The organism is Geodermatophilus aquaeductus, assembly GCF_900182545.1.
GTDB lineage: Bacteria > Actinomycetota > Actinomycetes > Mycobacteriales > Geodermatophilaceae > Geodermatophilus > Geodermatophilus aquaeductus.
Genome location: NZ_FXTJ01000015.1, coordinates 64,270 through 88,522 on the forward strand (window position 1 = coordinate 64,270; position 24,253 = coordinate 88,522).

At 73.7% G+C, this 24,253-nt stretch carries 24 protein-coding genes; 7 read left to right on the plus strand and 17 right to left on the minus strand.

Annotation, left to right across the window (positions count from 1 at the left end):
* Positions 1–9: 9 nt before the first annotated feature.
* The 10 genes from FN207_RS23850 to FN207_RS23895 form a co-directional block, all read right to left on the minus strand.
* Positions 10–1,086, minus strand: a complete 1,077-nt coding sequence (locus FN207_RS23850; protein WP_142460943.1) for a 4-oxalomesaconate tautomerase — start codon at positions 1,084–1,086, stop codon at positions 10–12.
* Positions 1,083–1,787: a 4-carboxy-4-hydroxy-2-oxoadipate aldolase/oxaloacetate decarboxylase gene (locus FN207_RS23855; RefSeq protein WP_142460944.1), complete on the minus strand. Its 705-nt coding sequence runs from the start codon at positions 1,785–1,787 to the stop codon at positions 1,083–1,085. Before FN207_RS23855 ends, FN207_RS23850 begins: the two co-directional genes overlap by 4 nt.
* The gene (locus FN207_RS23860) at positions 1,784–2,437 is read right to left on the minus strand and encodes a GntR family transcriptional regulator (RefSeq protein WP_142460945.1); all 654 of its coding nucleotides are present in this window, start codon (positions 2,435–2,437) and stop codon (positions 1,784–1,786) included. Before FN207_RS23860 ends, FN207_RS23855 begins: the two co-directional genes overlap by 4 nt.
* An 80-nt stretch (positions 2,438–2,517) precedes the next feature.
* A complete protein-coding gene (locus tag FN207_RS23865; protein ID WP_246066317.1) occupies positions 2,518–3,195 on the minus strand; it encodes a GntR family transcriptional regulator in 678 nt (225 codons plus the stop codon).
* A gap of 151 nt (positions 3,196–3,346) precedes the next feature.
* The gene (locus FN207_RS23870) at positions 3,347–4,609 is read right to left on the minus strand and encodes an ABC transporter substrate-binding protein (protein WP_142460946.1); all 1,263 of its coding nucleotides are present in this window, start codon (positions 4,607–4,609) and stop codon (positions 3,347–3,349) included.
* On the minus strand, positions 4,606–5,637 hold the full coding sequence (locus tag FN207_RS23875; RefSeq protein WP_246066318.1) for a branched-chain amino acid ABC transporter permease: 1,032 nt from the start codon (positions 5,635–5,637) through the stop codon (positions 4,606–4,608). Before FN207_RS23875 ends, FN207_RS23870 begins: the two co-directional genes overlap by 4 nt.
* 95 nt (positions 5,638–5,732) lie before the next feature.
* On the minus strand, positions 5,733–6,614 hold the full coding sequence (locus FN207_RS23880) for a branched-chain amino acid ABC transporter permease (RefSeq protein WP_142460948.1): 882 nt from the start codon (positions 6,612–6,614) through the stop codon (positions 5,733–5,735).
* 1 nt (position 6,615) lies between these two features.
* A complete protein-coding gene (locus FN207_RS23885) occupies positions 6,616–7,326 on the minus strand; it encodes an ABC transporter ATP-binding protein (protein WP_110910174.1) in 711 nt (236 codons plus the stop codon).
* Positions 7,313–8,095, minus strand: coding sequence for an ABC transporter ATP-binding protein (locus FN207_RS23890; protein WP_142460949.1), 783 nt, complete (start codon positions 8,093–8,095; stop codon positions 7,313–7,315). Before FN207_RS23890 ends, FN207_RS23885 begins: the two co-directional genes overlap by 14 nt.
* Before the next feature lie 130 nt (positions 8,096–8,225).
* Entirely contained in the window at positions 8,226–9,371 is a 1,146-nt protein-coding gene (locus FN207_RS23895; protein ID WP_185938547.1) for an MFS transporter, read from the minus strand.
* Positions 9,372–9,785: 414 nt separating this feature from the next.
* Here FN207_RS23895 and ligM point away from each other — a divergent pair, with 414 nt between their 5' ends.
* Together ligM and FN207_RS23905 are read left to right on the plus strand one after the other, a co-directional pair.
* Positions 9,786–11,186 carry a vanillate/3-O-methylgallate O-demethylase gene (gene ligM, locus FN207_RS23900; RefSeq protein WP_142460951.1) on the plus strand — a complete coding sequence of 467 codons (1,401 nt, stop codon included), beginning with the start codon at positions 9,786–9,788 and terminating at the stop codon, positions 11,184–11,186.
* Between the two features lie 208 nt (positions 11,187–11,394).
* Complete coding sequence (locus FN207_RS23905) at positions 11,395–12,756, plus strand: aminomethyltransferase family protein (protein ID WP_142460952.1); 1,362 nt, start codon at positions 11,395–11,397, stop codon at positions 12,754–12,756.
* Between the two features lie 61 nt (positions 12,757–12,817).
* On the opposite strand, the gene FN207_RS23910 is transcribed toward FN207_RS23905, so the two are convergent.
* The 6 genes from FN207_RS23910 to FN207_RS23935 form a co-directional block, all read right to left on the minus strand.
* Positions 12,818–13,672 carry a class III extradiol dioxygenase subunit beta gene (locus FN207_RS23910; RefSeq protein ID WP_142460953.1) on the minus strand — a complete coding sequence of 285 codons (855 nt, stop codon included), beginning with the start codon at positions 13,670–13,672 and terminating at the stop codon, positions 12,818–12,820.
* Positions 13,665–14,033, minus strand: coding sequence for a protocatechuate 4,5-dioxygenase subunit alpha (gene ligA / locus FN207_RS23915; RefSeq protein ID WP_185938548.1), 369 nt, complete (start codon positions 14,031–14,033; stop codon positions 13,665–13,667). Before ligA ends, FN207_RS23910 begins: the two co-directional genes overlap by 8 nt.
* Before the next feature lie 50 nt (positions 14,034–14,083).
* Positions 14,084–14,362 (minus strand): muconolactone Delta-isomerase family protein, encoded by a 279-nt coding sequence (locus tag FN207_RS23920; protein ID WP_142460954.1) that lies wholly within the window; start codon positions 14,360–14,362, stop codon positions 14,084–14,086.
* A 1-nt stretch (position 14,363) separates the two neighbouring features.
* Positions 14,364–15,098 (minus strand): alpha/beta fold hydrolase, encoded by a 735-nt coding sequence (locus FN207_RS23925; protein ID WP_142460955.1) that lies wholly within the window; start codon positions 15,096–15,098, stop codon positions 14,364–14,366.
* 197 nt (positions 15,099–15,295) lie between these two features.
* A complete protein-coding gene (locus FN207_RS23930; protein WP_142460956.1) occupies positions 15,296–15,958 on the minus strand; it encodes a response regulator in 663 nt (220 codons plus the stop codon).
* On the minus strand, positions 15,955–17,550 hold the full coding sequence (locus tag FN207_RS23935; RefSeq protein WP_246066319.1) for a sensor histidine kinase: 1,596 nt from the start codon (positions 17,548–17,550) through the stop codon (positions 15,955–15,957). Before FN207_RS23935 ends, FN207_RS23930 begins: the two co-directional genes overlap by 4 nt.
* Before the next feature lie 266 nt (positions 17,551–17,816).
* On the opposite strand from FN207_RS23935, the gene FN207_RS23940 reads away from it, so the two are divergent.
* From FN207_RS23940 to FN207_RS23960, 5 genes are read left to right on the plus strand one after another with little or no spacing between them, the layout of a single operon-like run.
* Entirely contained in the window at positions 17,817–18,680 is an 864-nt protein-coding gene (locus FN207_RS23940; protein WP_142460958.1) for a methylenetetrahydrofolate reductase, read from the plus strand.
* A gap of 44 nt (positions 18,681–18,724) precedes the next feature.
* On the plus strand, positions 18,725–19,585 hold the full coding sequence (gene folD, locus FN207_RS23945; RefSeq protein WP_142460959.1) for a bifunctional methylenetetrahydrofolate dehydrogenase/methenyltetrahydrofolate cyclohydrolase FolD: 861 nt from the start codon (positions 18,725–18,727) through the stop codon (positions 19,583–19,585).
* A complete protein-coding gene (gene pabB, locus FN207_RS23950) occupies positions 19,585–21,381 on the plus strand; it encodes an aminodeoxychorismate synthase component I (RefSeq protein ID WP_142460960.1) in 1,797 nt (598 codons plus the stop codon). The genes folD and pabB overlap by 1 nt, the downstream gene beginning before the upstream one ends.
* A gap of 37 nt (positions 21,382–21,418) precedes the next feature.
* A complete protein-coding gene (gene folP, locus FN207_RS23955) occupies positions 21,419–22,309 on the plus strand; it encodes a dihydropteroate synthase (protein WP_246066320.1) in 891 nt (296 codons plus the stop codon).
* Entirely contained in the window at positions 22,306–23,805 is a 1,500-nt protein-coding gene (locus FN207_RS23960) for an aldehyde dehydrogenase family protein (protein WP_142460961.1), read from the plus strand. The genes folP and FN207_RS23960 overlap by 4 nt, the downstream gene beginning before the upstream one ends.
* Positions 23,806–23,871: 66 nt before the next feature.
* Here FN207_RS23960 and pcaG read toward each other — a convergent pair.
* On the minus strand, positions 23,872–24,253 hold a 382-nt coding region (gene pcaG, locus FN207_RS23965; RefSeq protein ID WP_142460962.1), incomplete at its 5' end, for a protocatechuate 3,4-dioxygenase subunit alpha.

Consider the following 24,253-nt stretch of genomic DNA (forward strand, 5'->3'; position numbering starts at 1 on the left):
TCGGGCTGGTCAGCGGGGGTAGGCGGTGCCGTCGAACAGCTTGCGGGCGGTGCGCACGACCCCCGAGCGGACGACGCGCGGCGGGGTGGCGGAGGCGTCGACGACGACGTCGACGAGCAGGTGCCCGGTCGGGTGCTCGACGTCGACCTGCGAGGTCCCCTGCGGCCAGCCGGCGGTGAGCTCGGAGCCCACGGCGCCGGGCAGCAGCATCCCGGTCACGACGCTGACCGCGCCGAGCACGCCGATCGAGGTGTGCGGCTGGTCGGGGATGAACGACCGGGTGCTGACCTGGCCGCCGTCGCGCGGCGGGGCGAGCAGCACCGTCTTCGGCACCGAGGCGCGGGAGACGTCGCCCATGCCCATGAGCTCGGCGGCCTTGCGGCGGAAGGTGTCCACCCGGTCGAGCAGCGCCGCGTCGGCGGCCAGCTGCTCGTGCGGCTCGTGCCCGGTGAGCCCGAAGGACTCCGCGAGCGCGAGCACGACCGGCATCCCGTTGTCGACGCAGGTGACCTCGATGCCCTCGACGGTGTCGCGGACGTGGCCGGTCGGCAGCAGCGCGCCGGTGGCCGACCCCTCGGTGTCGGCGAAGTCCAGGACGACCGGGGCCGCCGTCCCGGGCACGCCGGCGATCGCGACGTCGCCGCGGTACTCGACCCGCCCGTCCGGCGTCGGGAAGGTGGCGACGGCGACGCTGCCGGAGTTGACCATGCGGATCCGCACGCTGGTCTCGTCCCCGGCGGCGGGGACCAGCCCCCGCTCGACCGCGAACGGCCCGACGCCGGCCAGGATGTTGCCGCAGTTCTGCCGGTCGCTGACGGTGGCCTCGTCCACCCCGAGCTGCAGGAACAGGTAGTCGACGTCGACCTCGGGGTCCTCCGACGGCGAGACGACCGCCACCTTGCTGGTCAGGGTGGTGGCGCCGCCGAGGCCGTCGATCTGGCGCGGGTCCGGCGTGCCCATCAGCCGCAGCAGCAGGTCGTCGCGCGCGGCGGCGTCGGCGGGCAGGTCCCGTGCCTCGAGGTAGAGCCCGCGGGAGGTGCCGGCCCGCAGCATCGTGCAGCGGACCCCGGTGTCGTCGTAGCTCACCGCTCCTCCTCCGCGAACTCCTCGTACGGGACGTACTCGATGCCGAACTCCGGCAGCCGCGCGCGCAGGCCGTAGCGGTCGAGCCCCAGCTCGCCCTGCGTGAACGCCTCGCGGCTGGCCGCCTCCTTGTCCAGGCGCGCCCGGGAGGCGGTGAGGGCCCGCGGCACGTCGGCGCGGGGCACCACCATGACGCCGTCGTCGTCGGCGACGACCACGTCCCCGGGACAGATCCGCTGGCCGCCGAGGACGACCGGCACGTTGACCGCCCCGGCGGTGGCCTTCACCGACCCCTGCGCGCTGACCGCGGTCGACCAGGCGGGGAAGCCCATCTCCCGGAGCTCGGCGACGTCGCGCACGCCGCTGCCCAGCACGACCCCGCGGACGCCGCGGTGCGCCAGCGCGGTGGCGAACAGCTCCCCGAACAGGCCGTCGGTCGACGGTGAGTTGGTGGCGACGACGAGCACGTCGCCGGGACGGCACTGCTCCACCGCGACGTGGATCATCAGGTTGTCCCCGGGCCAGCACAGCGCGGTCACCGCCGTCCCGCCGATGCGCGCCCCGGCCCAGGCCGGGCGGAACACCGGCCCCAGGTAGCCGACGCGGCCCAGGGCCTCGTGCACGGTGGCGACGCCGAAGCCGCCCAGCGTCTCGGCGTCGCCGACGTCGGCACGCGGCGGATCCGTGACGACGACGGTCCTCATGCTGGTCCTCCCGGTTCGGGGTTCGGCTCGGACAGCGCCGCGATGACGCCGCGCAGATGGGTGGTCGCCGCGGCCTCGGCCCGGGCAGGGTCCCGGGCCGTGACGGCGTCCACGAGCTCGGTGAACCCGGCGAGGCTGACGCGGGGCCGGCCGGGACGGAGCGAGAGGCGGAACTGGTGGCGGACGAGCTGCGCCTGCAGCCGGCTCACCAGGTCCGCGGCGATCGGGTGCCGGGCGGCGGCGCCGACCATGCCGTAGAGCTGCTGGATGAGCTCGGAGTACGTGCGGACGTCGCCGGAGTCGACGGCGGCGGTCATCGTCTCCAGGTGGGCGCGCAGCCGATCGGCCTCCGCGTCGGTGATGCGTTCGGCCGCCTTGCGGGCGAGCAGCGCCTCCAGCGGTAGCCGGACCTCGGTGATCGCCACCGCCTCGTCGGTGGACACGACCCGCACCCGCGCGCCGCGGTTCGGGATCCGCTCGACCAGACCCTCGACGATCAGCGCGTCGATCGCCAGCCGCACGGCACCGCGGCTGACCCCCGTGCGGGACACCAGCTCGGCCTCCACCAGCCGGTATCCCGGTGGCATGTCGCCGCGGGCGATCGCGACGCGGAGGACGCGCTCAGCCGTCTCCTGGGCCGGGGAAGCCATGGCGGCACGGTAGTCCCAGGGGTGCAGGATTGCCAACGATCCTGTGAGCAATCGATGGCGTTCTTCTCGCCGACTGCCGGTCAGGCCTCCGTCGGCTCCCGCAGCAGCTCGTCGATGCCGCTCTGCAGGTGCGCCCGGGCGGCCCGCTCGGCGGCGTCGGCCCGACGCTCCGCGATGGCGTCGACCACCTGCGTCAGCTCGGCGAGCGCCTGCTGCGCGCGGCCCGGGCGCAGCAGGAACTGGAACGAGTGCCGCGCGACACGACTCTGCAGGAGCTCGACCAGTGACGACGCCAGGCCGTGGCGGGCGGCCTCGGCCACCAGCCGGTGGTGCTCCTGGATCAGCTCCCAGCACTCGAGGGACTCGTGGTCGGCGACCGCCCGCCGCAACCGCCCGACGGTGGCCTGGAGTCGCTCGACCTGGTCGCCGGCGGCGTTCTCGGCGGCCTTGCGCGCCAGCAGGCCGTCGAGGACCTGCCGGCACTCCAGGACGGCGACCACCTCGGACCCGGACATGACCCGGACCCGCGCCCCGCGGTTGGGGATGCGCTCCACCAGGCCCTCGGCGATCAGCACGTCCAGGGCCAGCCGGGCGCTGTTGCGGGTCACGCCGTACCGCTCGCCCAGCTCGGGCTCGACCAGCCGCTGTCCCGGGACGACGACACCGCGCGTGATCTCGTCCCGGAGTCGTCGCTCGGCGATGCGCCGGGCCTGCACACCGCTCAGCAGGCGGGCGTGCTCGCCGGTGCGGTGGGCCACCGGGTCACCGTAGGGACCGCGATCGCGGCCGGGCGAGCGCCCGGGGGCGCGGTGTCCCCCGAGCCGGCCGGTCGGCGACGACCACGGCGGATGCGCCGCACGCGGGGACGGCTCGTCCACGGACGGGCCGTCCCCGCGCCTCACGCCGGCGTCACTCGAAGGTCTCGACCGTGTCGTAGCCCCGGCCGTTGTACTTCTGCACGACCACCGTCGACACCGCGGGCTGACCGTCCTCGGTGGTGGTCACCGACGTGTCGGGCAGCATGAGCGGCGCCTCGAAGCCCTCGATTCCGCGCAGTGCCTCCATGAAGCTGTCGCGGGTCGGCTCCTGCATCTCCGTGAAGGCCTGCTCCAGCGTCGCGCCGACCATCCAGCTCCACTGGCAGTGCGGGAACGCCGGCGGGTCGGGGTAGTTGCCGTACTGCGGGAGGGCGGACAGGTAGGTCTGCACGTCCTCGTCCTCGGCGAACGCGGGGCTCTGCGGCGCCTTGGCGAACGACACCGAGTAGATGCCGGGGAAGGCCGCGGCGCCGCCGGGCTCGAGGATCGCCGTCGGGCTCGACGTGTTCGACGGCAGGAACCAGTTGGGCGTCCAGCCCAGCTGCTGCGCCTTCTGCAGCGACGAGATGACCAGCGGGGTCACCGACATCGCGTTGAAGAAGACGTCGGCGTCACTGTTGGCCAGCTCGGTGATCTGAGCGTCGACCGACGTGTCGGTGGCCTCGTAGGTGAGCTCGTCGACGATCTCGATGTTGTCCGCGCCCTCGATGGCCGACTTGAAGCCCTCGACGTAGCCGGCACCGAAGTCGTCGTTCTGCGACAGGATCGCCACCCGGTGCTCGCCGCTCGAGGAGGCCAGCAGCTCACCGAAGGCCTCGCCCTCGTTCTGGTAGATCGGCACGAAGCCGAGCTGCCACGGACTCTCCTCGGTGTCGCTGAACAGCGGGTCGCCCGTCATGATCAGCACCTGCGGCACCTCGTCGGCGATCGCCGCGTCGCGCCAGGCACGGTTCGTCGGCGTGCCCAGCCCCGCGGTCATCGCGAAGACGTCGTCCTTGAGCTGGTCGTAGTTCGCCGCCGCCTGCTGCGGGTCGTACGTGTCGTCGAGCGCCTCGATCTCGACGGTGCGGGTCTGCCCGTCGCCGAACTCGATGCCACCTTCGGCGTTCTTCATGCCGAAGTACGCGGTGATGCCGGCGACCGTGCAGGTGCCCGGGCCCGCCGTGGCACCGCTGAGCGGGGTGGTGATGCCGAGCGTGACCGAGTCGTCGGTGATACCGGGGCTGGGCGCCCCCTCGGCCGCGTCACCGCTGCGGCCGGCGTCGTCCCGGTTGCCGCAACCCGCGACCGTGACCGCGAGCGCCGACGCGACGGCGATGCCGAGCGCCCTCCGCGATCGGAGGTGTCTGTTCATGCGTGACCTTGCCTCTCTGTCTCGGATTGCTCCGCCGCGGTGCCCGACCCGGGGGTCGATGACGGAGTGGTCGGTGGTGCGGCGGAGCCGCGTCCGGCGGGAGAGCGCCGCAGCCTGCGCGTCAGCGCGCGGGGCAGCGACACGAGGCCACCGGGCAGGACGAACAGCACGGCCAGCAGGAGCGCGCCCTGCAGCAGCGCCGTCAGGCTCGGGTCGATGGCGTTCGTGACGTCGGGGACGATCACGTAGAACGCGCCGCCGAGGAGCGACCCCACGATGCTGCCCGCGCCGCCGATCACCATGGCGACGAGCAGCTCGATCGAGTGCCCGAAGCTCATGGTCTCCGGCGACGTGTACTGGACGACGACCATGTACAGGAAGCCGCTCACCCCGCCGATCAGCGACGCGATGGTGAAGGCCAGCACCTTGTAGCGGTAGGGCGAGATGCCCATGGACGACGCCACGTTCTCGTTGCCCTTGACGATGGCGAAGGCCCGGCCGTACTTGCCCCGGACGAGGAGGCTCGTCATCAGGAACACGATCCCGCCGATGACCAGCACGAGGTACAGCTGCCACTGGTCGTCGTAGAGCCCGCTCCCCTCCGGCGCCTCGACGAAACGCGCGGACAGGCCCTGCGAGCCGCCGGTGAAGTCGCTCAACCGCTTCGCCAGCGGCACACCGACGATGGGCAGCGCGATGGTGACCATCGCGATCGCGAGCCCACCCAGGCGTGCGGCGGCGAGTGCCACGAGCAGTCCTGCGACGGCGGGGATGAGGCAGGTGAGCACGAAGACGAGGACGATGTTCCACCCGCTCTGGACCCCGTACGCGGTGACGTACGCACCGAGACCCAGGAAGAAGATCTGGCCGAGCGAGACCTGCCCGGTGTAGCCCATCACCACGTTGAGGCCCAGCACGGCGACGGCGAAGACGCCGATGCGGGCGAGCGTGTCGTTGGCGCCCTCCGTCATCACGAGCGGCAGGACGGCGAGCCCGACGACGAGCAGCAGCGGAGCTCCCCAGCGCACCCACGGACGCTGCCGGAACGACGAGGCGGACGACGTCGTGGCGGACGACGCCGGCGCGGATGTCGTCGAGGCGGACGTCTTCGGGGAGGAGGCCATCACACGCGCACCACGGTCTTCCGGCCGAACAGGCCCTGGGGTCGGACGATGAGCACGACGAAGATGAGGATGAACGGCACGGCCACCTTCAGGTCGAAGCCGATGAACGGGACGTAGACCGCGGCCAGGTTCTCCAGGATGCCGATGATCCAGGCCGCGACGACCACCCCGATCGGGCTCGTGAGACCGCCGAGGATGACGGCGGCCAGCGCGTACACGAGGGCGTTGTCGAGCATTCCCGGGGTCAGCGTGAGCTGCGGCGCGACGAGCGCGGCGGCGACGGCGCCCAGCGCTGCGGCCAGGCCCCAGCCGACCATGAGGAGGCGTCCGACGGGGAGCCCGGAGAACGCCGCGGACTGCGGGTTGATCGCGACGGCGCGCAGCGCCAGGCCGAGCTTGGTGCCGACGAAGAGCCCTTGGAGCAGGAGCATCGCCACGACGATCACGGCGGTGGTCCCGAGCGAGCGGACGCTGACGGAGACGCCCAGGAACGACACCGTGTCGAGGGGGAACAGCGAGGGGAACTGCTGGTTGTTGTACGTCCAGAGCCACCCGGCGAAGCCGGTGATCAGCGTCAGCAGGCCGATCGTGACGACGACGGCGGTGTCGGGGTCGCCACGCTCGAAGCGCCGCATCAACCACCGCTCCACCAGGGCGCCGAACACGACGGAGAAGACGATCGCCAGCAGGATGGCGACGATGAGTGGCAGGCCCTGGTTCGTCAGCCACCACGCGACGTACGCGGACAGCACGGCCATGCCGCCCTGCGCGAAGTTGATCAGGCCGGTCGCCTGGTGGACCAGCACGATGGCGAGGGCGAGCGCGGCGTAGACCGAGCCCGTCGACAGGCCGTCGACGACGAGTTGGACGAATTTCCCCATCTCAACCTCCCAGGTAGGCGCGACGGATCTCGTCCATGCCCCTGAGCTCGGCGGACGTGCCGGTGAGCGCGTTCCGCCCGGTCTCCAGGACCGTGGCGCTGTCGACGAGGGTGAAGGCGAGGTTGGCGTTCTGCTCGACCACGACCATGGCGATCCCGGACTCGATCCGCAGGCGCCGGATCGCGTCGTAGACGTTCTTCGCGGTGCTCGGGGCGAGGCCGAGCGAGGCCTCGTCGAGGAGCATCAGCCGCGGCTTGGACATGATCGCCCGGCCCACGGCGAGCATCTGCTGCTCACCACCGGACAGGGCCGACGCGTTCGAGGTGATGCGTTCCTGCAGGTTCGGGAACAGGTCGAGGCAGTAGTCGATGTCCTGGTCGACGCCCTTGCGGTCCTTGCGCAGGTAGGCGCCGACCCGCAGGTTGTCGCGGACGGTCAGGTCGCCGAGCGTGCCGCGCCCCTCCGGCACGTGGGCGATGCCCAGGGCGGCGACCTGGTCGGGCCGCATGCCGCGGATGTCCTTGCCGTCGAAGGTGATGCGGCCGCCCGCGCGGACGGTGCCGCTGATCGCGCGGAGCGTCGTGGTCTTGCCCGCGCCGTTCGCGCCGAGGATGCCGACCGCCCCCTCCTCGGGAACGCTGAGCGACACGCCGTCGAGCACCTGCACGGGGCCGTAGGACGCGGTGACGCCCTCGAGCTCAAGCAGCGTCATCCGCGGCGTCCTTCCCGATGTAGGCCTCGATGACGCGGGCGTCGGACTGCGCCTCGGCGGCCGTCCCCTCCATGAGCTTGGCCCCGTGGTCGAGCACGACGACGCGGTCGGTGAGGGCGGCGATGAGGCCCATGTGGTGCTCGACGATGACGACGGTGATGTCGTCGTCGGTGCGCAGACGCCGGACCGTCGCGATCAGGGTCTCCACCTCGCTGTGCGGCAGACCGGCGGCCGGCTCGTCGAGGAGCAGCAGCTTCGGCTTCATGAGCAGCGCACGGCAGAGCTCGATGCCCTTGTGGAGGCCGTGCGACAGCTCGTCGGCCGGCAGGTGCGCGGCCCAGCCCAGGCCGTTGCGCTCCAGCAGGTCGAGCGCCTCGGCGCGCAGTTCCTTCTCCGCGCGCCGGGTGCGCGGTGTCCGCACCGACCACTCCAGCGCTCCGCCGGGGAGGCGCGCGTGCGCACCGAGCAGCACGTTCTCGAGCACCGTCTCGTGCAGCTGCAGCGCCGGGTGCTGGAACGTCCGGGCCAGGCCGTGGCGCGCGAGCGTCGCCGGGCGTGCGCCCTGGACCTCGGTGCCGTCGATCAGCACGGTGCCCGCGGTCGGCTTGTAGTGCCCGCTGATGCAGTTGAACAGCGAGGTCTTGCCCGCGCCGTTGGGCCCCACGAGGCCGAAGATCTGGCCCGGCTCGACGGCGAAGGACACGTCCTGCAGCACCTTGATCCCGCCGAACTGCAGACTCACGTCCTGCAGCGTCAGCTCACCTGCCATTGCCGCATCTCCCGCCGTTGGGGCGTGCTCCGGTGCGCGGGCCCCCGGCCCGTCGCCGCAACGTACGGAGGCCTCACGGGGATTGTCAACGATTTGATGTGAAACTTGTCTCAGTCGCCGCGGACCCCCGTCAGGGGATCCGCGCGCCTCGAGGGAGCAGCACGGCACCCGCTGCGACCAGGCAGCTGAGGCACACGAGCACCGCCGACTGGGCCGCCCCGGGGCCGGCGGCCGTGCCCACCGCCACCACGAGCGGCGGACCGAGCAACTGCCCCACGCCCGACCCCTGCGTCACCAGGCCGATGGCCGCACCGGCCGATCCGGTGCCCGCCGACACCGCGGCCAGGCCGGCGAAGAGCGCGGCCGGGGCCAGCCCCGCGACGAACGAGAAGGCGACCGCCCACACGATCCGCAGGCCCGCGGGCAGGGCCGGGTCGAGCACGCCCCAGACGGTCGCGGCCATGCCCGCGCTCGCAGCGGGGACCACCCACCGCAGGGGCACCCCCCGGTGCACCAGGTACGCCCCGAGGAGGTTGGCGGGGGCGTTCACGAGGAAGACCACGGCGCCGACCAGTCCCGCGTCCGCGACCGACAGTCCCTCATCGGCGACCAGCGCGGCCGGCAGCAGGCCGACGACGGCCAGGTACTGGGCCGAGTAGAGCCCGAAGACGACGCTGATGACCACCACGGACCGCGAGCGGAACGCCCCCAGCAGGCTCGCGAGGGACGGCTTCCGGCGCACCGCGCCGGACGGCACCCAGCGCAGGACCACCAGGAGCGCGCCCGCGGCCACGCAGGCGTCGGCGACCGACGCCCCCCGCCAGCCCACGAGCCCGATGGCGGGAGGGACGAGCAGCGCCGCCAGCCCGGCGCCCACGGGCATGTACGCGCCCCACGTCCCGGCGACGAGCCGCCGGTGCTCCGGTCCGGACACCTCCGAGAGCAGCGGCGGCGCCGCGAGGATCACCATCACGAGCCCGATGCCCTCCCCCACGCGGGCCGCCAGCAGCCCCGCCAGGGAGTCGACCGCCGCGCCCGCGAGGTCGGCGACGACGATCGCCGTCAGGCCGAGCCGGACCTGACGGCCGAACCCCAGCGTCTGCCCCAGCCACCCGAGCAGGGCACCCCCGACGGCGCTCAGGGCGCTCACCGTCGACAGGTACCAGGCGGCGGTGCCCGAGCCGAGCCCGAAGTCGTCGGTCAGGACCGGCAGCGCGGCCGCGGCCCCGCCGATCTGCGCCGCGGCGACCACCCCGGCGCCCAGGAGGGCGGCCACGGCGGACCAGGACGTCCGGCCGGGAGCCCCGGCCGCCGCGAGCGGGGTCCCCGGGGCGACCGGCCGACGTCTCACAGCCTGCCCCCCTCCGCGGTCCCGACGCGGCCACCCTCGCCGATGCCGGCGCCGTCGTCACGCGCAGAGCCGCAGACCTGCCCCGCTCTACGTCAAATGACGCGGACGGACGGTCATCCGACGCACGCCCGGCAGCCGGAACGGCCGGTGCGCGGTGACGGATGTCTGTGTGCTGGACCACAGCGGTCGCTCTAGGCTCGGGCTGCGGTGCAGCAGGGGCGTGGGCCCCGCACGTCCCCGGTCCCTCGCAGGGACACCGGAGGCCAGCAGCCGCCGGCAGCAGGGCCGGCCCAGAGCAGTGACACCCAGGGCAGCGACAACCGACGAGAACGGACGGACATGACTGCGAAGAACCTCCAGGAGCTCCTGGACCAGACCGGAGACACCGTCGGGCTGCTCCGCAACTCCCAGCTCGGCGCCTACATCTACCCGGTCGTCCCCTCGGAGTTCACCAACTGGCGGCGGGAGCAGAAGGCGTGGCAGGAGACCGCCGTGCTCTTCGACCAGTCGCACCACATGTTCAACCTCTTCATGCGCGGCCCGGACGCGCTCAAGCTGATCTCCGACACGGGGATCAACAGCGTGGCCAACTTCCCGGTCGACATGGCCAAGCAGTTCGTCCCGGTGACCCCGGCCGGCAACGTCATCGGCGACGGCATCCTCTTCCACCTCGCCGAGGAGGAGTTCGTCTACGTCGGCCGTGCGCCCGGCGCCAACTGGCTGCAGTTCCGCGGCGAGACCGGCGGCTACGACGTCGAGATCCGCAACGACCCGCGGTCGCCGTCGCGCCCGTACGGCAAGGCCGTCACCCGCGACCTGTGGCGCTTCCAGATCCAGGGGCCCAACGCCTGGCCGATCATCGAGAAGCTCAACGGCGGCAGCGTCGAGCAGCTGAAGTTCTTCCGCATGAGCACGATGACGATCGCCGGCGAGACCGTGCGCACGCTGCGGCACGGCATGGCCGGTGCGCCGGGCCTGGAGATCTTCGGCCCGTACGAGAGCTACGACCGGATCCGCGAGGCCATCCTCGAGGCCGGCCGGGAGTTCGGTATGGAGCCCGTGGGCTCGCGCGCCTACTCCACCAACACCCTCGAGTCGGGCTGGATCCCCTCGCCGCTGCCGGCCATCTACACCGGCGAGGAGCTGCGCCCGTACCGCGAGTGGCTCGGCGCCGACAGCTACGAGGCGACCAACGCCATCGCCGGCAGCTTCGTCTCCTCCGACATCGAGGACTACTACACCAACCCCTGGGAGCTCGGGTACGGCTCCTTCGTCAAGTTCGACCACGACTTCGTCGGCCGGGACGCCCTCGAGGCCCTGGACAAGGACAGCCAGCGCCGCAAGGTCACCCTGGAGTGGAACTCCGAGGACCTGGCCAAGCTCCTCGCCAACCAGGTGGAGGACGCCCGGTACCAGTTCTTCGACCTGCCCAACGCGAACTACGGGTCGTCGAACTTCGACTCCGTCCTCGACGCCGACGGCACCGTGCTCGGTGTCTCGATGTTCACCGGCATCTCGGCCAACGAGAAGAAGGGGCTGTCCCTGGCGACGATCAGCCCCGACGTCCCGCACGGCGCCGAGGTCCGCGTGGTGTGGGGCGAGCCCGACGGCGGCAGCAAGAAGACCACCGTCGAGCCGCACGAGCAGTTCGAGGTCCGGGCGATCGTGAGCCCGGTCCCCTACGCCAGGATGGCGCGGGAGACCTATCACAGCGGCTGGCGGACCGCCGGCCGCGCCTGACCGCATCCCCGGCAGTGGCCGGGCGACGACCCCCTCGTCGCCCGGCCACCGTCATGTCCGGGCCCGGTCGGCGGGGTACGTCACATGTCGCGGGGCGCGGGCGTCGGAGAGGTCGCCGGACGTGGTCATCCGCGTGATCCGCGGCACACCCGGGCTCCCTACGGTCGGGACGACCGATCCGCCCCGCGACGAAAGGGCCACCACCGTCATGTCCTCCGAGAGTCTGGCCGCGGCCCTCGCCCGGGTCGGCAGCCCGGTCGAGCTGCTGCGCAACCTGGCGTTCCCGCCGAGCACCTTCCCCGTGCGGCCCGAGTTCACGAACTGGCGGTCCGAGCAGCGGGCCTGGCTGGACAGCTGCGCGCTGCTCGACCAGTCGCACCACATGACCGACCTCTTCATCGAGGGACCGGACGCCCTGCGGCTGCTCAGCGGCCTGGCCGTCAACACCTTCGCGGGCTTCGGGGTGGGCAGGGCCAAGCAGTACGTCGCCGTGGATCCGGAGGGCTTCCTGATCGGTGACGCCATCCTCTTCCACCTCGAGGAGGAGCTCTTCGACCTCGTCGGGCACCCGATGGTCATCGACTGGGTCACCTTCCACCTCGAGCGCGGCGACGTCGACGCCACCGCGGAGCGGGACGACAACTCCGCCGTGCGGGCCTCGGGCCCGCCGCGGCTCTACCGCTACGAGCTGCAGGGGCCGACGGCGGCCGCCCTGATCGAGCAGGTCACCGGCGCCCCGCTGCCCGAGGTCCGCTTCTTCTCCATGACCGAGTTCTCGATCGCCGGCCGGCGGGTGCGCGGCCTGCGGCACGGCATGGCCGGCCAGCCCGGTTTCGAGCTCTTCGGCCCGTGGGAGGACGGCGAGGCGGTCCTGGCGGCGTTGCTCGCGGCCGGGGAGGACCACGGCCTCGTGCGGGTCGGCGCCAAGGCGTACTCGACGGCCAACCTCGAGTCCGGCTGGGTGCCGGCGCCCATGGCGGCCCTGTTCTCCGACCACCCGCTCATGCAGGAGTACCGGGAGTGGCTCCCGCTCGCGAAGGTCGGGTCGATCGGCGGCAGCCACGACTCCGCCGACATCCGCGACTACTACCTGACGCCGTTCGACGTCGGGTACGGCAAGAACGTGCGGTTCGACCACGAGTTCGTCGGCCGCGAGGCGCTCGAGCGGCTGGCCGAGGCGCCGCCGCGGACCAAGGTGACCCTCGTCTGGGACGCCGACGACGTCACCGCGGCCGTCGGCTCGGCCTACCGGCCCGGACCCGGCGCGAAGTACATCGAGATGCCGAAGGCCCGCTACGCCACCCACCACGAGGACGTCGTGCTCCAGGACGGCCGGCGGATCGGCCTCTCGCTCGACTGCGGCTACCTCGCCAACGAGCGGGTGATGGTCTCGCTGGCCACGCTGGAGAACGAGTTCGCCGTGCCCGGCACCGAGGTGACCGTGGTGTGGGGTGAGCAGCCGGTCTCGGGCAAGCCCGCGGTCGAGGACCACGTGCAGGTCGAGATCCGCGCCACCGTCGCCCCCGTCCCGTTCGTCGACTTCGCCCGCGAGTCCTACCGCGGCCGCTGAACGGGTCGAGACCCCCGGGACGGGTCGTCCCGGGGGTGTTCGACGGCGGGAGCCGCGGTCGTCAGGCCGACGGCGGCCGGTTGTCGAACAGCGCGATGCCCGCGGCGGTGTTGGACGCCGGCACGAAGTAGTCCGAGTGCACCTTCGTGATCCGCTCGTCCATCGCCCCGCGCATCACCAGCCACATGATGAGCTCGATCCCCTCGGACCCGGCCTGACGGATCAGCTCCTCCCGGGACATCGCCGCCAGGCGGGCCGGGTCGGTCTCGATCGCCTGCATCCACATGGAGTCGAAGTCGGGGTTGATGAACCCCGCGCGGGTGCCGGCCAGCTGGTGGGACATGCCGCCGGTGCCGAGGACGCCGACGGTGAGGTCCTCCGGGTAGCTGCGGATCGCCCGCCCCAGCGCCTGGCCCAGGGCGTAGCAGCGCGCCGCCGTGGGCTGGGGGTACTGGATGACGTTGACCAGCAGCGGGATGACCGGGCACGGCCAGGCGTCCCCCGGGTCGGGGGTCCAGACCGACAGCGGCACGGTGAAGCCGTGGTCGACGGCCAGCTCCTGGAAGACGGTCAGGTCGAACCCCTCGTCCACCAGGCTCTCGACCAGGTGGAAGGAGAGCTCGGGGTGGCCGAGCACGTCGGGCACCGGCCGCCGGCCGAAGCCCTCGTCGGCGACCTCGTAGCGCTCGGCGGTGCCGAGGCCGAAGGTCGGGATGAAGTCCAGGTCGATGCCGTTGGCGTGGTCGTTGTAGACGACGATCGCGACGTCGGGCCGGTGCTCGGCCAGCCACGCCCGCGCCGGGGCGTAGCCGTCGAAGAGGGCCTTCCAGTTCGGGTCGTCGGTCTTCCCGCGGTCCATCGCCGCGCCGATCGAGGGGACGTGCGAGGTCGCCAGACCCCAGGTGACCTCAGCCATCGCGGCGGCCCCCCGCACGCATCGCGGCCAGGAAGTCCTCCTCGCCCATCCCGGTGAACACGCCACCGAGGTACTGCATCGACCGGCCGTCCATCATCGCCAGCTTGTAGACGTAGAAGATGCTGCCGCCCAGGTCGATCATCGCCTGCCAGTCGCGAGCCAGGACGGCCTCCTCCTGCTGCTCGGACAGGCCGAACTCGCGGCAGTAGGCGGCCTCGTCGGCGAGGAACCGCTCGCGGTTGGCGGCGTCGCGCAGGCTCATGAAGAGCTTGTTCATCCGCAGTCCCCGGCGGCTGGTGTCGCCGTCGAAGATCGGTGTGCCCGGCAGGTCGAGACGGCCCGCCCCGGCGCCTGTGCCCATGGCCCTCGCTTCTCCTCTCTCCCGCACCGGCGGGGTCCCCGGCCGGTGCGTCACGTCCGCTCCTGGGGATGGGTGGCCAGCGCCTCGACGTGGACGTCGAGCCACGGCGACATCGGCAGCGACACGAGCGCGTCGTGCAGCGCGGCCGGGTCCTCGGCCTCGTAGAGACCGATCGTCGCGTTCCGCCCGGGGACCCGCCACAACCGCTTGAGCACCCCCGCGGCGCGCAGCTCCATCGCCCGCGCGCGCTCGGCGGCCCGCAGCTCCTCCCGCCGCTCGGCGGGCGTGTCCGGCGGCAGCCGGTTTTCGGACCGGACCAGGAACTCCACGTCAGTCTCCTCCGTCGGACGGGTCCGGCACGGGGCCGGCGAGCTCGGTCAGCACCGCGACCAGCTCCTCGGGCGCGGTGACCATCGCCTCGTGACCGGTCTCGATCTCGCGCACCGGCCATCCCCGCGCGCGGGCGCGCTCGGCCTGGGCGGCGAACACGCGCATCCAGCTGACGCACTCGACGAACGCCGCGGGCACGGAGTCGACCGCCCCGGTCAGCCGCAGCGGGTCGGTGTAGGTCTTCCAGGGGTGCGGGGTGAGCCTCGGGGTGAGCCAGTCGACGTCGGCCTGCTCCGTCACGCCCAGCACCGACAGCTTCCGCACCGCCACCAGCCAGCCGAAGCCCTGCTCGGCCGCCGACTGCGCCCAGTGGTGCTCCACCGTCTCGGGCAGCAGGTCGCGGGCGGCCTCGCCGTCGTCGCCCACGAAGGCGTCGAGGTACACGCGCCGGGCGACGGCGCCCGGGCGGCGGTCGGCGACGGCGGTCACCACCTGGCCGGCGTAGCTGTGCCCGACCAGGACGACGTCGGTGAGGCCCAGCACGTCGATCACCCGGACCACGTCCTCGACGTGCGTCTCCAGCCCCACGAGCGGCGAGAGCAGGTGCGCACGCTCCGACAGCCCGGTGAGCGTGGGTGCGTGCACCTCGTGGCCGGCCGCGCGCAGCGGGCCCGCCACCCGGTCCCAGCACCACCCGCCGTGCCAGGCCCCGTGCACGAGCACGAACGTGGCCATGCCGCCTCCTCGCCGAGGACCTCGCGGGGACCGGTCCCCGTCGACCCTCCACGGTAGGCAGCGCGGCGCGCGGGCGGATCCGCCCGATGTCACGGCCGGGCCACCGCCGCGGCAGGCGCGCGCTACGTCATCCGTCCCGGGTCATCCGTCTCCGGGTCATCCGTCTCCGGGTCGTCCGTCCCGGTCCGGTCCGCCCCTCACCGGGGCTGGACGAGCCCCTCCTTGACGGCCAGCAGGGCCGCCTGGGTCCGGGAGGTGAGGCCCATCTTGGTCAGCAGGTGGCTCACGTGCGTCCGCGCGGTCCGCTCGCTGATGACGAGGTGCTGTGCGATGTCCTTGTTCGACCGGCCCTCCGCGACGAGGACCAGCACCTCCTTCTCCCGCGAGGTGAGGGCGCCGAGCCCGGTCCGCGGGGCGCGCATCTCCTGGGTGAGGCGGCGGGTCACCGCGGCGTCGAGGAAGACCTCGTCGCGGACCGCCGCGCGCAGGGCGGCGTCGACCTCCGCCGGTCCGGCGTCCTTGAGCAGGTAGCCCGACGCGCCGCTCTCCAGCGCCGCGTGCACGCGCTCGGTCTCGCCGAAGCTGGTCAGGATCACGACCTTGAGCTCCGGGAACCGGCTCAGCACCTCCCCCGTCGCCGTCACCCCATCCATCCCCGGCATCTGCAGGTCCATGAGGACGACGTGCGGCAGCTCGCCGTGGGCCGCGGCGCGCGCCAGCCGGTCGAGCGCCTCCTGGCCGTCGCCGGCCTCGGCCGCCACCTCGACGTCCTCGAGCGCCTCGAGGTAGGCGACCACCCCGCGGCGCACGACCGCGTGGTCGTCGACGACAAGGACCCGGATGGGGTGCGGCGCGGTCACGGGGCGACCGTACGGTCGGCCGCCGGCGCGGCGGGCAGGGAGGTCCGCAGGGGCAGGGTCAGCCGCACGGTGGTGCCGCCCGCCGCGGGCTGGCGCACCCGGACGGTGCCGCCCCAGCGCTCCGCGCGCTCGCGCATCACCGTCATGCCGAAGCCGCTCGACGTCGAGTCGCCCGCGGGAGCCGGTGCGGCGTCGCCGGCGGCCAGCCCGCGCCCGTCGTCGGTGACCTCGGCGACCAGCCGCCGCCGGCGCCCGCGGGGCCCGACGGAGAGCCGGACGGCGATCCCCGAGGCGTCGGCGTGCTTGACGCTGTTGTGCAGCGCCTCGGCGAGGACCCGGTAGACGTCCTCCAGCAGGTCGCCGTCCTGGGCCGACAACTCGTCGTCGGGGTCGTCCACCTCCAGCGACACGGCCAGCCCGGTGCGGGCGCTGGTCGTGTCGACCAGCGACTGCAGCGCGGAGTGCAGCCCGTTGCCGGTCGTCGTCGCCGGCCGCAGCTCCACGACCATCCCCCGCAGGTCGGCCAGCACGGCCTCGGCGCTGCTGCTCAGGTCGTCGGCCACCTGGGCCACCCGGTCCGGCGTGGGCGGCAGCCCCCGCTCGACGAGCACCCCCAGCGAACGGGCCTGCATCATCATCGAGAACACCTGCTGGACCACCGAGTCGTGCAGGTCGCGGGCGAGCTTCTGGCGCTCCTCGCGGCGGGCGATGTCGCGCTCCCGCTGCCGCTGCGCGGCGTGGTCCACGGCCAGGGCGGCCTGCTCGGCCATGGCGAGCAGGAACTCCAGCTCGGTCTCCCCGACGGCCTGGCCCGGGGCGTAGAAGGCGTTGAGGATGCCGACCGGCTCCCCGCGGGCGAGGAGGGGGACGCTGACGAACCAGTCCCAGCGGGGGTGGCGCAGCAGGTCGTGCAGCGGCGCCCAGGCGGGATCGCGCATCGTCTGCTCGTAGCGGTCGGGCACCACGAGCGGCTCCCGGCGGTGCAGCGCCTCGAGCATCTTGAGCTCCACACCCAGGGCGTGGCACTCCATGAGCCGGTCGAAGAAGTCCGCCGCCCGCCCGAAGCCCGCGGCGCCCATGACGTGCAGCCGGTCGCCGGCGGAGTTGACCGTGAGGACCTGCACGCCGGCGAGCGCGTCGGTGCGCGCCACCTCCTGCGCGAGCGCCTCGAGCGTGCCGACCAGTGAGCCCTTGGACGCCACGCTCGAGGCCGCCTTGGCGATCGCGGCCAGCCGCCGCTCGCGCAGCCGGTCCAGCGTCACGTCGCGGAAGGAGACGACCCAGTGCTCCCCGCCGGGCACGGGGGCGAGCACGTAGGCGAACTCGCGGCGCTGCCCGGGGAGCGGCTCCCAGGCCACGGTCAGCTCCCCGGACCGGGCCGCGGACGGGGCACCCGGCACGGGGAACGGCGAGGGGGCACCGGCGACGGCGTCCGGGTCGAGCCCGCACAGGAGCACCGCGGCGGGGTTGGCGTCGACGAAGCGGGCCCGGGCGTCCACGACCGCCAGGCCGTCGGGGGCCTGCCGCACCACCTCCTCGGCCGAGGGGACCGGACCCGCCGCGCCGGCGGCCGGTCGTGCTCCTGGTCGCACCCGACCCTCCCTCCCGATGCCCCGTCCCTGACCACCCGGGACACGCACCACCACGGGGAGATGCTGGCACGCGCCGCCGTCCGCGGGCAGCGGTGCGCGGGGAGTGCTGCCGCTCGGCCACCCGTCCGGGGCGGCCGACCGCGACGATTGACGTACGGCCTCCCGCCGAACCGGCTCCCGAGGTGCAGTCATGGCACCGTGCCCGCCGGGGGTGGCGCAGGTCACGATGGATCGGGACCGTGCCCGACCCCTGCAGAGGAGAGACCGTGAAGCGCTCGCTGGCCGTCCGGGACGCGACCACCCGGAACTCGCTGAGGCAGGCGTTCTCCGGCCTCGGCTACGAGGTCATCCCGTTCAAGAAGACGCAGCAGTCGGTGCTCTCGTGCGTCCCCAAGGACGTCCGGCTGACGGTCACCGCCTCCCCGGCCAAGGGGCAGGACGCCACGGTCGACCTCGCCGTCGCGCTCGCCGGGCACGGCTACACGGTGGCGCCGCACCTCTCGGCCCAGCAGGTCCGCGACCGCGCCCACCTCGCCGACGTCGTCGCCCGCTGCCGGGAGGCCGGCATCACCGACGTCTTCGTCGTCGGCGGGGACCCCGCCGAGCACCCGACGCAGTTCCGCCACGCGCACGACCTGCTGGTCGCCCTGCACGAGATCGACCACGGGTTCACCGACATCGGCATCGGCGGCCACCCGGAGGGCCACCCCACCGCGTCGACGGAGGTCCTGTTCCAGGCGCTCGAGGACAAGGCACCGCTGGCGACCCACATCACCACCCAGATCGTCTTCGACCCGGCGGCCATCCTGACGTGGGCGCGGGAGGTGAAGGACCGCGGGATCGACCTGCCGGTGCACGTGGGCGTCCCCGGGGCGGTCCACCGCCAGAAGCTGCTCCGGGTCTCCGGTGGGATCGGCATCGGGGAGTCGGCGAAGTTCCTCAAGAAGCAGCAGAACCTGCTGTGGCGCTTCTTCGTCCCCGGCGGCTACAGCCCCGACAAGATCATCAAGGGTCTGGCCCCGCACATCGGCAAGCCGGACAACCACATCGAGGGTTTCCACGTCTTCACCTTCAACGACCTCGGGCCGACCGAGGCGTGGCGCCAGCGGGTGCTCGCGGACCTCGCCTGACGACGTCCGCACCCCTGCTGACCCGACCTCCCGAGGAGACCCCAGTGACCGCACGGCTCATCGACGGCACCGCCGTGGCGCGGCGGGTCCGCGAGGAGGTCGGCCGCGGGGTCGAGGCGCTGGTGGCCGCGGGCGGGGTCGCCCCGGGCCTGGCGACGGTGCTGATCGGCGACGACCCGGCGTCGGAGGTCTACGTCCGCAACAAGCGCCGCCTCTCCGTCGGGGCCGGCATGCGGGACCTGCACCGCCACCTGCCCGCCGACGCCGACCAGGCGACCGTGGCCGCGCTGGTGGACGAGCTGGCCACCGACCCCGCGGTGTCCGGCATCCTGCTGCAGCTGCCGCTACCGGCGCACCTGGACAGCGACGCCCTGATCTCCCGCATCCCGGCGGCGAAGGACGTCGACGGGCTGACCACGGCCAACGCCGGGCTGCTCGCCCAGGGCCGGCCGGGGCTGCGGCCGTGCACGCCCGCCGGGGTCATGGCGCTGCTCGACGAGTACGAGGTCCCCCTCTCCGGCGCCGAGGCGGTGGTCGTCGGCCGGTCGGTGCTGGTCGGCAAGCCGATGGCCCAGCTGCTGCTGGCGCGCAACGCCACGGTGACGGTCTGCCACTCGCGCACCCGCGACCTCGCCGAGGTCTGCCGGCGGGCGGACGTGCTGGTCGTCGCCGCCGGCATCCCCGGCCTGGTCGGGGGCGACGCGGTCCGGCCCGGGGCGACCGTCATCGACGTGGGCATCCACCGCGGCGAGGACGGGCTGCGCGGGGACGTCGACGCCGCCGCCGTCGCCGAGGTGGCCGGCGCGCTCACCCCGGTGCCCGGCGGGGTCGGGCCGATGACGATCGCGATGCTGCTCGCCAACACCCTCACCGCGGCGAGGGTCCAGCAGGGTGTCGGGGTCTGATGGCCCGGCCGTGGGCGCGGTTCGACGACCTGCGGGCAGGTGAGGCGCTGCTCTGCCCGCCGCCGTCCCGGGTCCTGACCGCCGAGCACCCCGACGACGTCGCCGCGGTGCTCCAGCAGGTGCACGACGCCACGGAGCAGGGCAGCTGGGCCTTCGGCCACGTCGCCTACGAGGCCGCCGCCGGTCTCGATCCGCAGCTGCCCGGCGGTGCCACTCCGGCCGGGGACCCGCCGCTGGTGTGGTTCGGGCTGTGCGACGAACCGGCGCGGGTCCCCTGCGTGGCCGCGCCGGCCGCGACCGGACCGGCGTCGTGGCGGCCGGACCGGACCGACGACGAGTACGCCGCGGCCGTCGCCCGGGTCCGGGAGCACATCGCGGCCGGCGACACCTACCAGTGCAACCTGACCGACCGGCTGCGCTCGGCCGCCCCGGAGGACCCCGAGGCCCTCTACGCCCGCCTGGCCCTCGCCCAGCGCGGCGCGTACAACGCCTACCTCGACCTCGGCCGGCACGTGGTCGCCAGCGCCAGCCCGGAGCTCTTCTTCGAGTGGGCGGGGGACGTCGTCCGGACGCGGCCGATGAAGGGCACCGCCCCGCGCGGCCGCACGACCGCCGAGGACCGCGAGCAGAGCCGCCGGCTGCGCGCCAGCAGCAAGGAGCGGGCCGAGAACCTCATGATCGTCGACCTGCTCCGCAACGACCTGGGCCGGGTGGCCGAGGTCGGCAGCGTGGTGGTCGACGAGCTGTTCACCCTCGAGCGCTACCCCACCGTCTGGCAGATGACCTCGCAGGTGAGCGCGCGCGTCCCGGCCGGCACCGGCCTGGTGGACCTGTTCACCGCCCTGTTCCCGTGCGGCTCGGTCACCGGCGCCCCGAAGCGGCGCACGATGCAGCTCATCGACGAGCTGGAACCGACGCCGCGCGGGGTCTACTGCGGCGCCGTGGGGCTGGTCGGTCCCCCGTCGGCCCGGTTCCGGGCCCGCTTCGGCGTCGCCATCCGGACCGCCGTCGTCGACCGTGCCACCGGCGAGGCCGTGTACGGCGCGGGCGGCGGCATCACCTGGGGCTCGGAGCCGGCGCGGGAGCGGGCCGAGCTGCACGCCAAGGCCGCCGTGCTGACCCACGACGTCACCGAGCACCGGCTGCTGGAGACGCTGGCGTTCATCCCCGGCGAGGGCCTGCGCCACCTCGGGCGGCACCTCGCCCGCATGGCCGACTCCGCCGACTGGGCCGGCTTCCGCTTCGACCCGGCAGCGGCGGCGGAGTCGGTCCGCCGTGCCGTGTCGGGGCGCACCGAGCCGGCACGGGTACGGGTCCTGCTCTCGCGCGACGGGGAGGTCGACGTCGAGCTGGGGGCGATGCCACCGGCTCCCGACCGGCCGGTGCGGCTCGCCCTGGACGACGAGCCCGTGGACGCCGGCAACCCGTGGCTGCAGCACAAGAGCACCCGCCGCGACGTCTACCTGACCCGGGCCCTGCGGCACCCCGAGGCCGACGACGTCGTCCTGGTCAACCGGCACGGCGAGCTCACCGAGACCACCACGTCCAACCTCGCCCTGCGGATCGGCGGCCGGTGGTGGACCCCGCCCACCACCTCCGGCTGCCTGCCCGGCGTCGAGCGGGGACGCCTGCTGGAGTCGGGGGTCCTGCACGAGCGCGTCCTGACCGTCCCCGACCTGTTCGGGGCCGAGGAGGTCGCGGTGCTCAACTCGCTGCGCGGCCGGCGCGCGGCGCGCCTGCTCACCGGGGCGGCGGCCGGGACGCCGGTCGCGGCATCCCCGGGAGGCGGCGCGTGAGCGCGGGCCCGTGCCCTGCTGCGCGCGGAGCCCGGCCGTGATCGCCCGTCCCGGCCGCTGCGTCGTCATGGGGATCCTCAACGTCACGCCGGACTCGTTCTCCGACGGCGGCCGCCACCCCACCGTCGAGGCCGCGGTCGCGCACGGGCTGTCGATGGCCGGGGCCGGCGCCGACTACGTCGACGTCGGGGGCGAGTCCACCCGGCCCGGCGCGGAGCGGGTGCCCGCCGCGGAGGAGCGCCGCCGGGTCCTGCCGGTGGTCACCGGGCTGGCCCGGCTCGGGATCGCGGTGAGCATCGACACGACGCGGGCGTCGGTCGCGGCGGCCGCCCTCGCGGCCGGGGCCGTCATGGTCAACGACGTCAGCGCCGGCCTCGCGGACCCGGTCATGGCCTCCGTGGTGGCCGACGCCGGCGTCCCGTGGGTGCTCATGCACCGCCGGGGCGAGAGCCGCGACATGGACGCCCGGGCCACCTACGGGGACGTCGTCGCGGACGTGCGGCGGGAGCTGTGCCGGCGCGTCGACGCGGCGATGGCGGCGGGCGTGGCGGCCGAGCGGATCGTCGTCGACCCCGGCCTGGGCTTCGCCAAGCAGCCCGGCCACGACCTCGCGCTGCTGGCCGGACTCGACCGGATCACCGAGCTCGGCTTCCCCGTCCTGGTCGGCGCCTCCCGCAAGCGCTTCCTCGGCGCCGTCCTCGCGGGCGCCGACGGGCACCCCCCGCCCCCCGACCGGCGCGACAGCGCCACCCTGGCCACCTCGGTGCTGGCCGCCCGCGCGGGTGCGTGGGGCGTGCGCGTGCACGACGTGGCCGGCAGCGCGGACGCCGTCCGCGTCCTCGCGGCCGTCGACACGGCACGCAGGCATCCCGATGATCAACCGGACACGACCGACAACGGACACACAGAGAGGTGGCGATCCGCATGACGAGCACGGTGAGCACGACGGCCCCCGTCACGACGGGGCTCTACATCGGCGGGCAGGAACGGTCCACGCAGGAGGTGCTCGAGGTCGTCGACCCGGCCCGGCCGGGCGTCGTCGTCGGGACCGCCGCGGCCGCGACGAAGGAGGACGTGGCCGACGCCGTGGCGGCGGCCAAGGCGGCCTACCCGGCGTGGTCGGCCCTGCCGGCCACCGAGCGCGCGGCCCGGATGGCCGCCGCGATCGAGGGCCTGGCCGACGAGCGCGACGAGGACGCCCGCGTCCTCTCGCTGGAGAACGGCAAGATCGTCCACGAGGCGTGGGTGGACGCCCTGGTCTTCGAGATCCGGTGGCAGCTGGCCCTCTCCCTCGCCGACGAGGTGGAGCAGACGAAGGTGCTGCCGCCCGCGCCGGGCATCCCCGTGCAGACCACCGTCGCCCACCAGCCGCTCGGCGTGGTGACGGTGATCGTGCCCTTCAACTGGCCGATCGCGATCCTCGCCGCGTCGCTCCCGCACGCGCTGCTGGCCGGCAACACGGTGATCGTGAAGCCCCCGCCGTCGACGCCGCTGGCCACCACGCGCCTGGTGCAGCGCGTCGCCGAGAAGCTGCCCCCCGGCGTGCTCAACGTGGTCACCGGCCGCGACAGCGAGATGGCCAGCCTGATCGAGAACCCCGACGTCGCGAAGGTGTGCTTCACCGGCAGCGTCAACGGCGGCAAGAAGATCATGGAGATGGCCTCGCGCAGCCTCACCCGGGTCACCCTCGAGCTGGGCGGCAACGACCCCGCGATCATCCGGGCCGACGCCGTCCTGGACGACGAGCACCTCGACCGGCTGTTCAGCGCCGTCTACGACACCACCGGCCAGATCTGCATGAACGCCAAGCGGATCTACGTGCACCGGTCGCGGATGGACGAGCTGGTGGCGGGGCTGTCCGCGCGGCTGGAGCGGACCGTCCTCGGCCACGGGCTGGCCGAGGACACGACGATGGGCCCGCTCCACCAGCCGGCGCAGAAGGCGTTCGTCGCCGAGATCGTCGAGGAGGCGAAGGAGTCCGGGGCGACCGTGCTGGAGTTCGGCGAGCTGCCCGGCGGGGAGCTCGCCGAGGGGAACTTCCTCCGCCCGGCCATCGTCGTCGACCCCGACCCGTCGCTGCGGGTGGTCACCCAGGAGCAGTTCGGCCCGGTGATCCCGGTGCTCCCGTTCGACGACGACGCCGACGCCGTGCGGCTGGCCAACGACACCTGGGCCGGCCTGTGCGCGTCGGTCTGGACCGCCGACACCGACTCCGCCAACCGCATCGGCGGCCAGCTGGAGGTCGGTTACGTCTGGGTCAACGACCACGGCGCGGCACGCCTGGACCTGCGGGCACCGTTCGGCGGCATGAAGGCCTCGGGCATGGGCCGCGAGCAGGGCATCGAGGGCGTCCGCGCCTTCCAGGACACCCGCTCGATCGCCCACGCCGCGGACGAGACCGCGCAGGCCGACGCGGCGCACTGACGCGTGCCACCCGGGGCGGCGGGCCGGTCCCCCCGCCGCCCCGGCCGGGTGTGAGAGCGGGCCTGCTCAGACGGCGAAGAAGACGGTCTCCTGCTCGCCCTGCAGGTGCACGTCGAAGCGGTAGCCGTCGCCGGTCGGGGTGGCCAGCAGCGTCTGGCGCCGGTCCTCCGGCAGGGCCTGGAGCACGGGGTCGGCGGCGTTGGCGTCGGCCTCGTCGGCGAAGTAGATCCGGGTGACCACGCGGTCGAGCAGGCCGCGGGCGAACACCGACACGTCGACGTGCGGCGCCTGCCAGCCGCCCTCGCCGTCGGGCACCCGGCCGGGCTTGAGGGTGAACACGCCGAACTCGCCGGTGAGGGTCTGCGCGCGGGCGTACCCGCGGAAGCCGGGATAGGCGGCCTGACCGCGGGGGTCCTCCGGGGAGGGGAAGCCGCCGTCGGGATCGGCC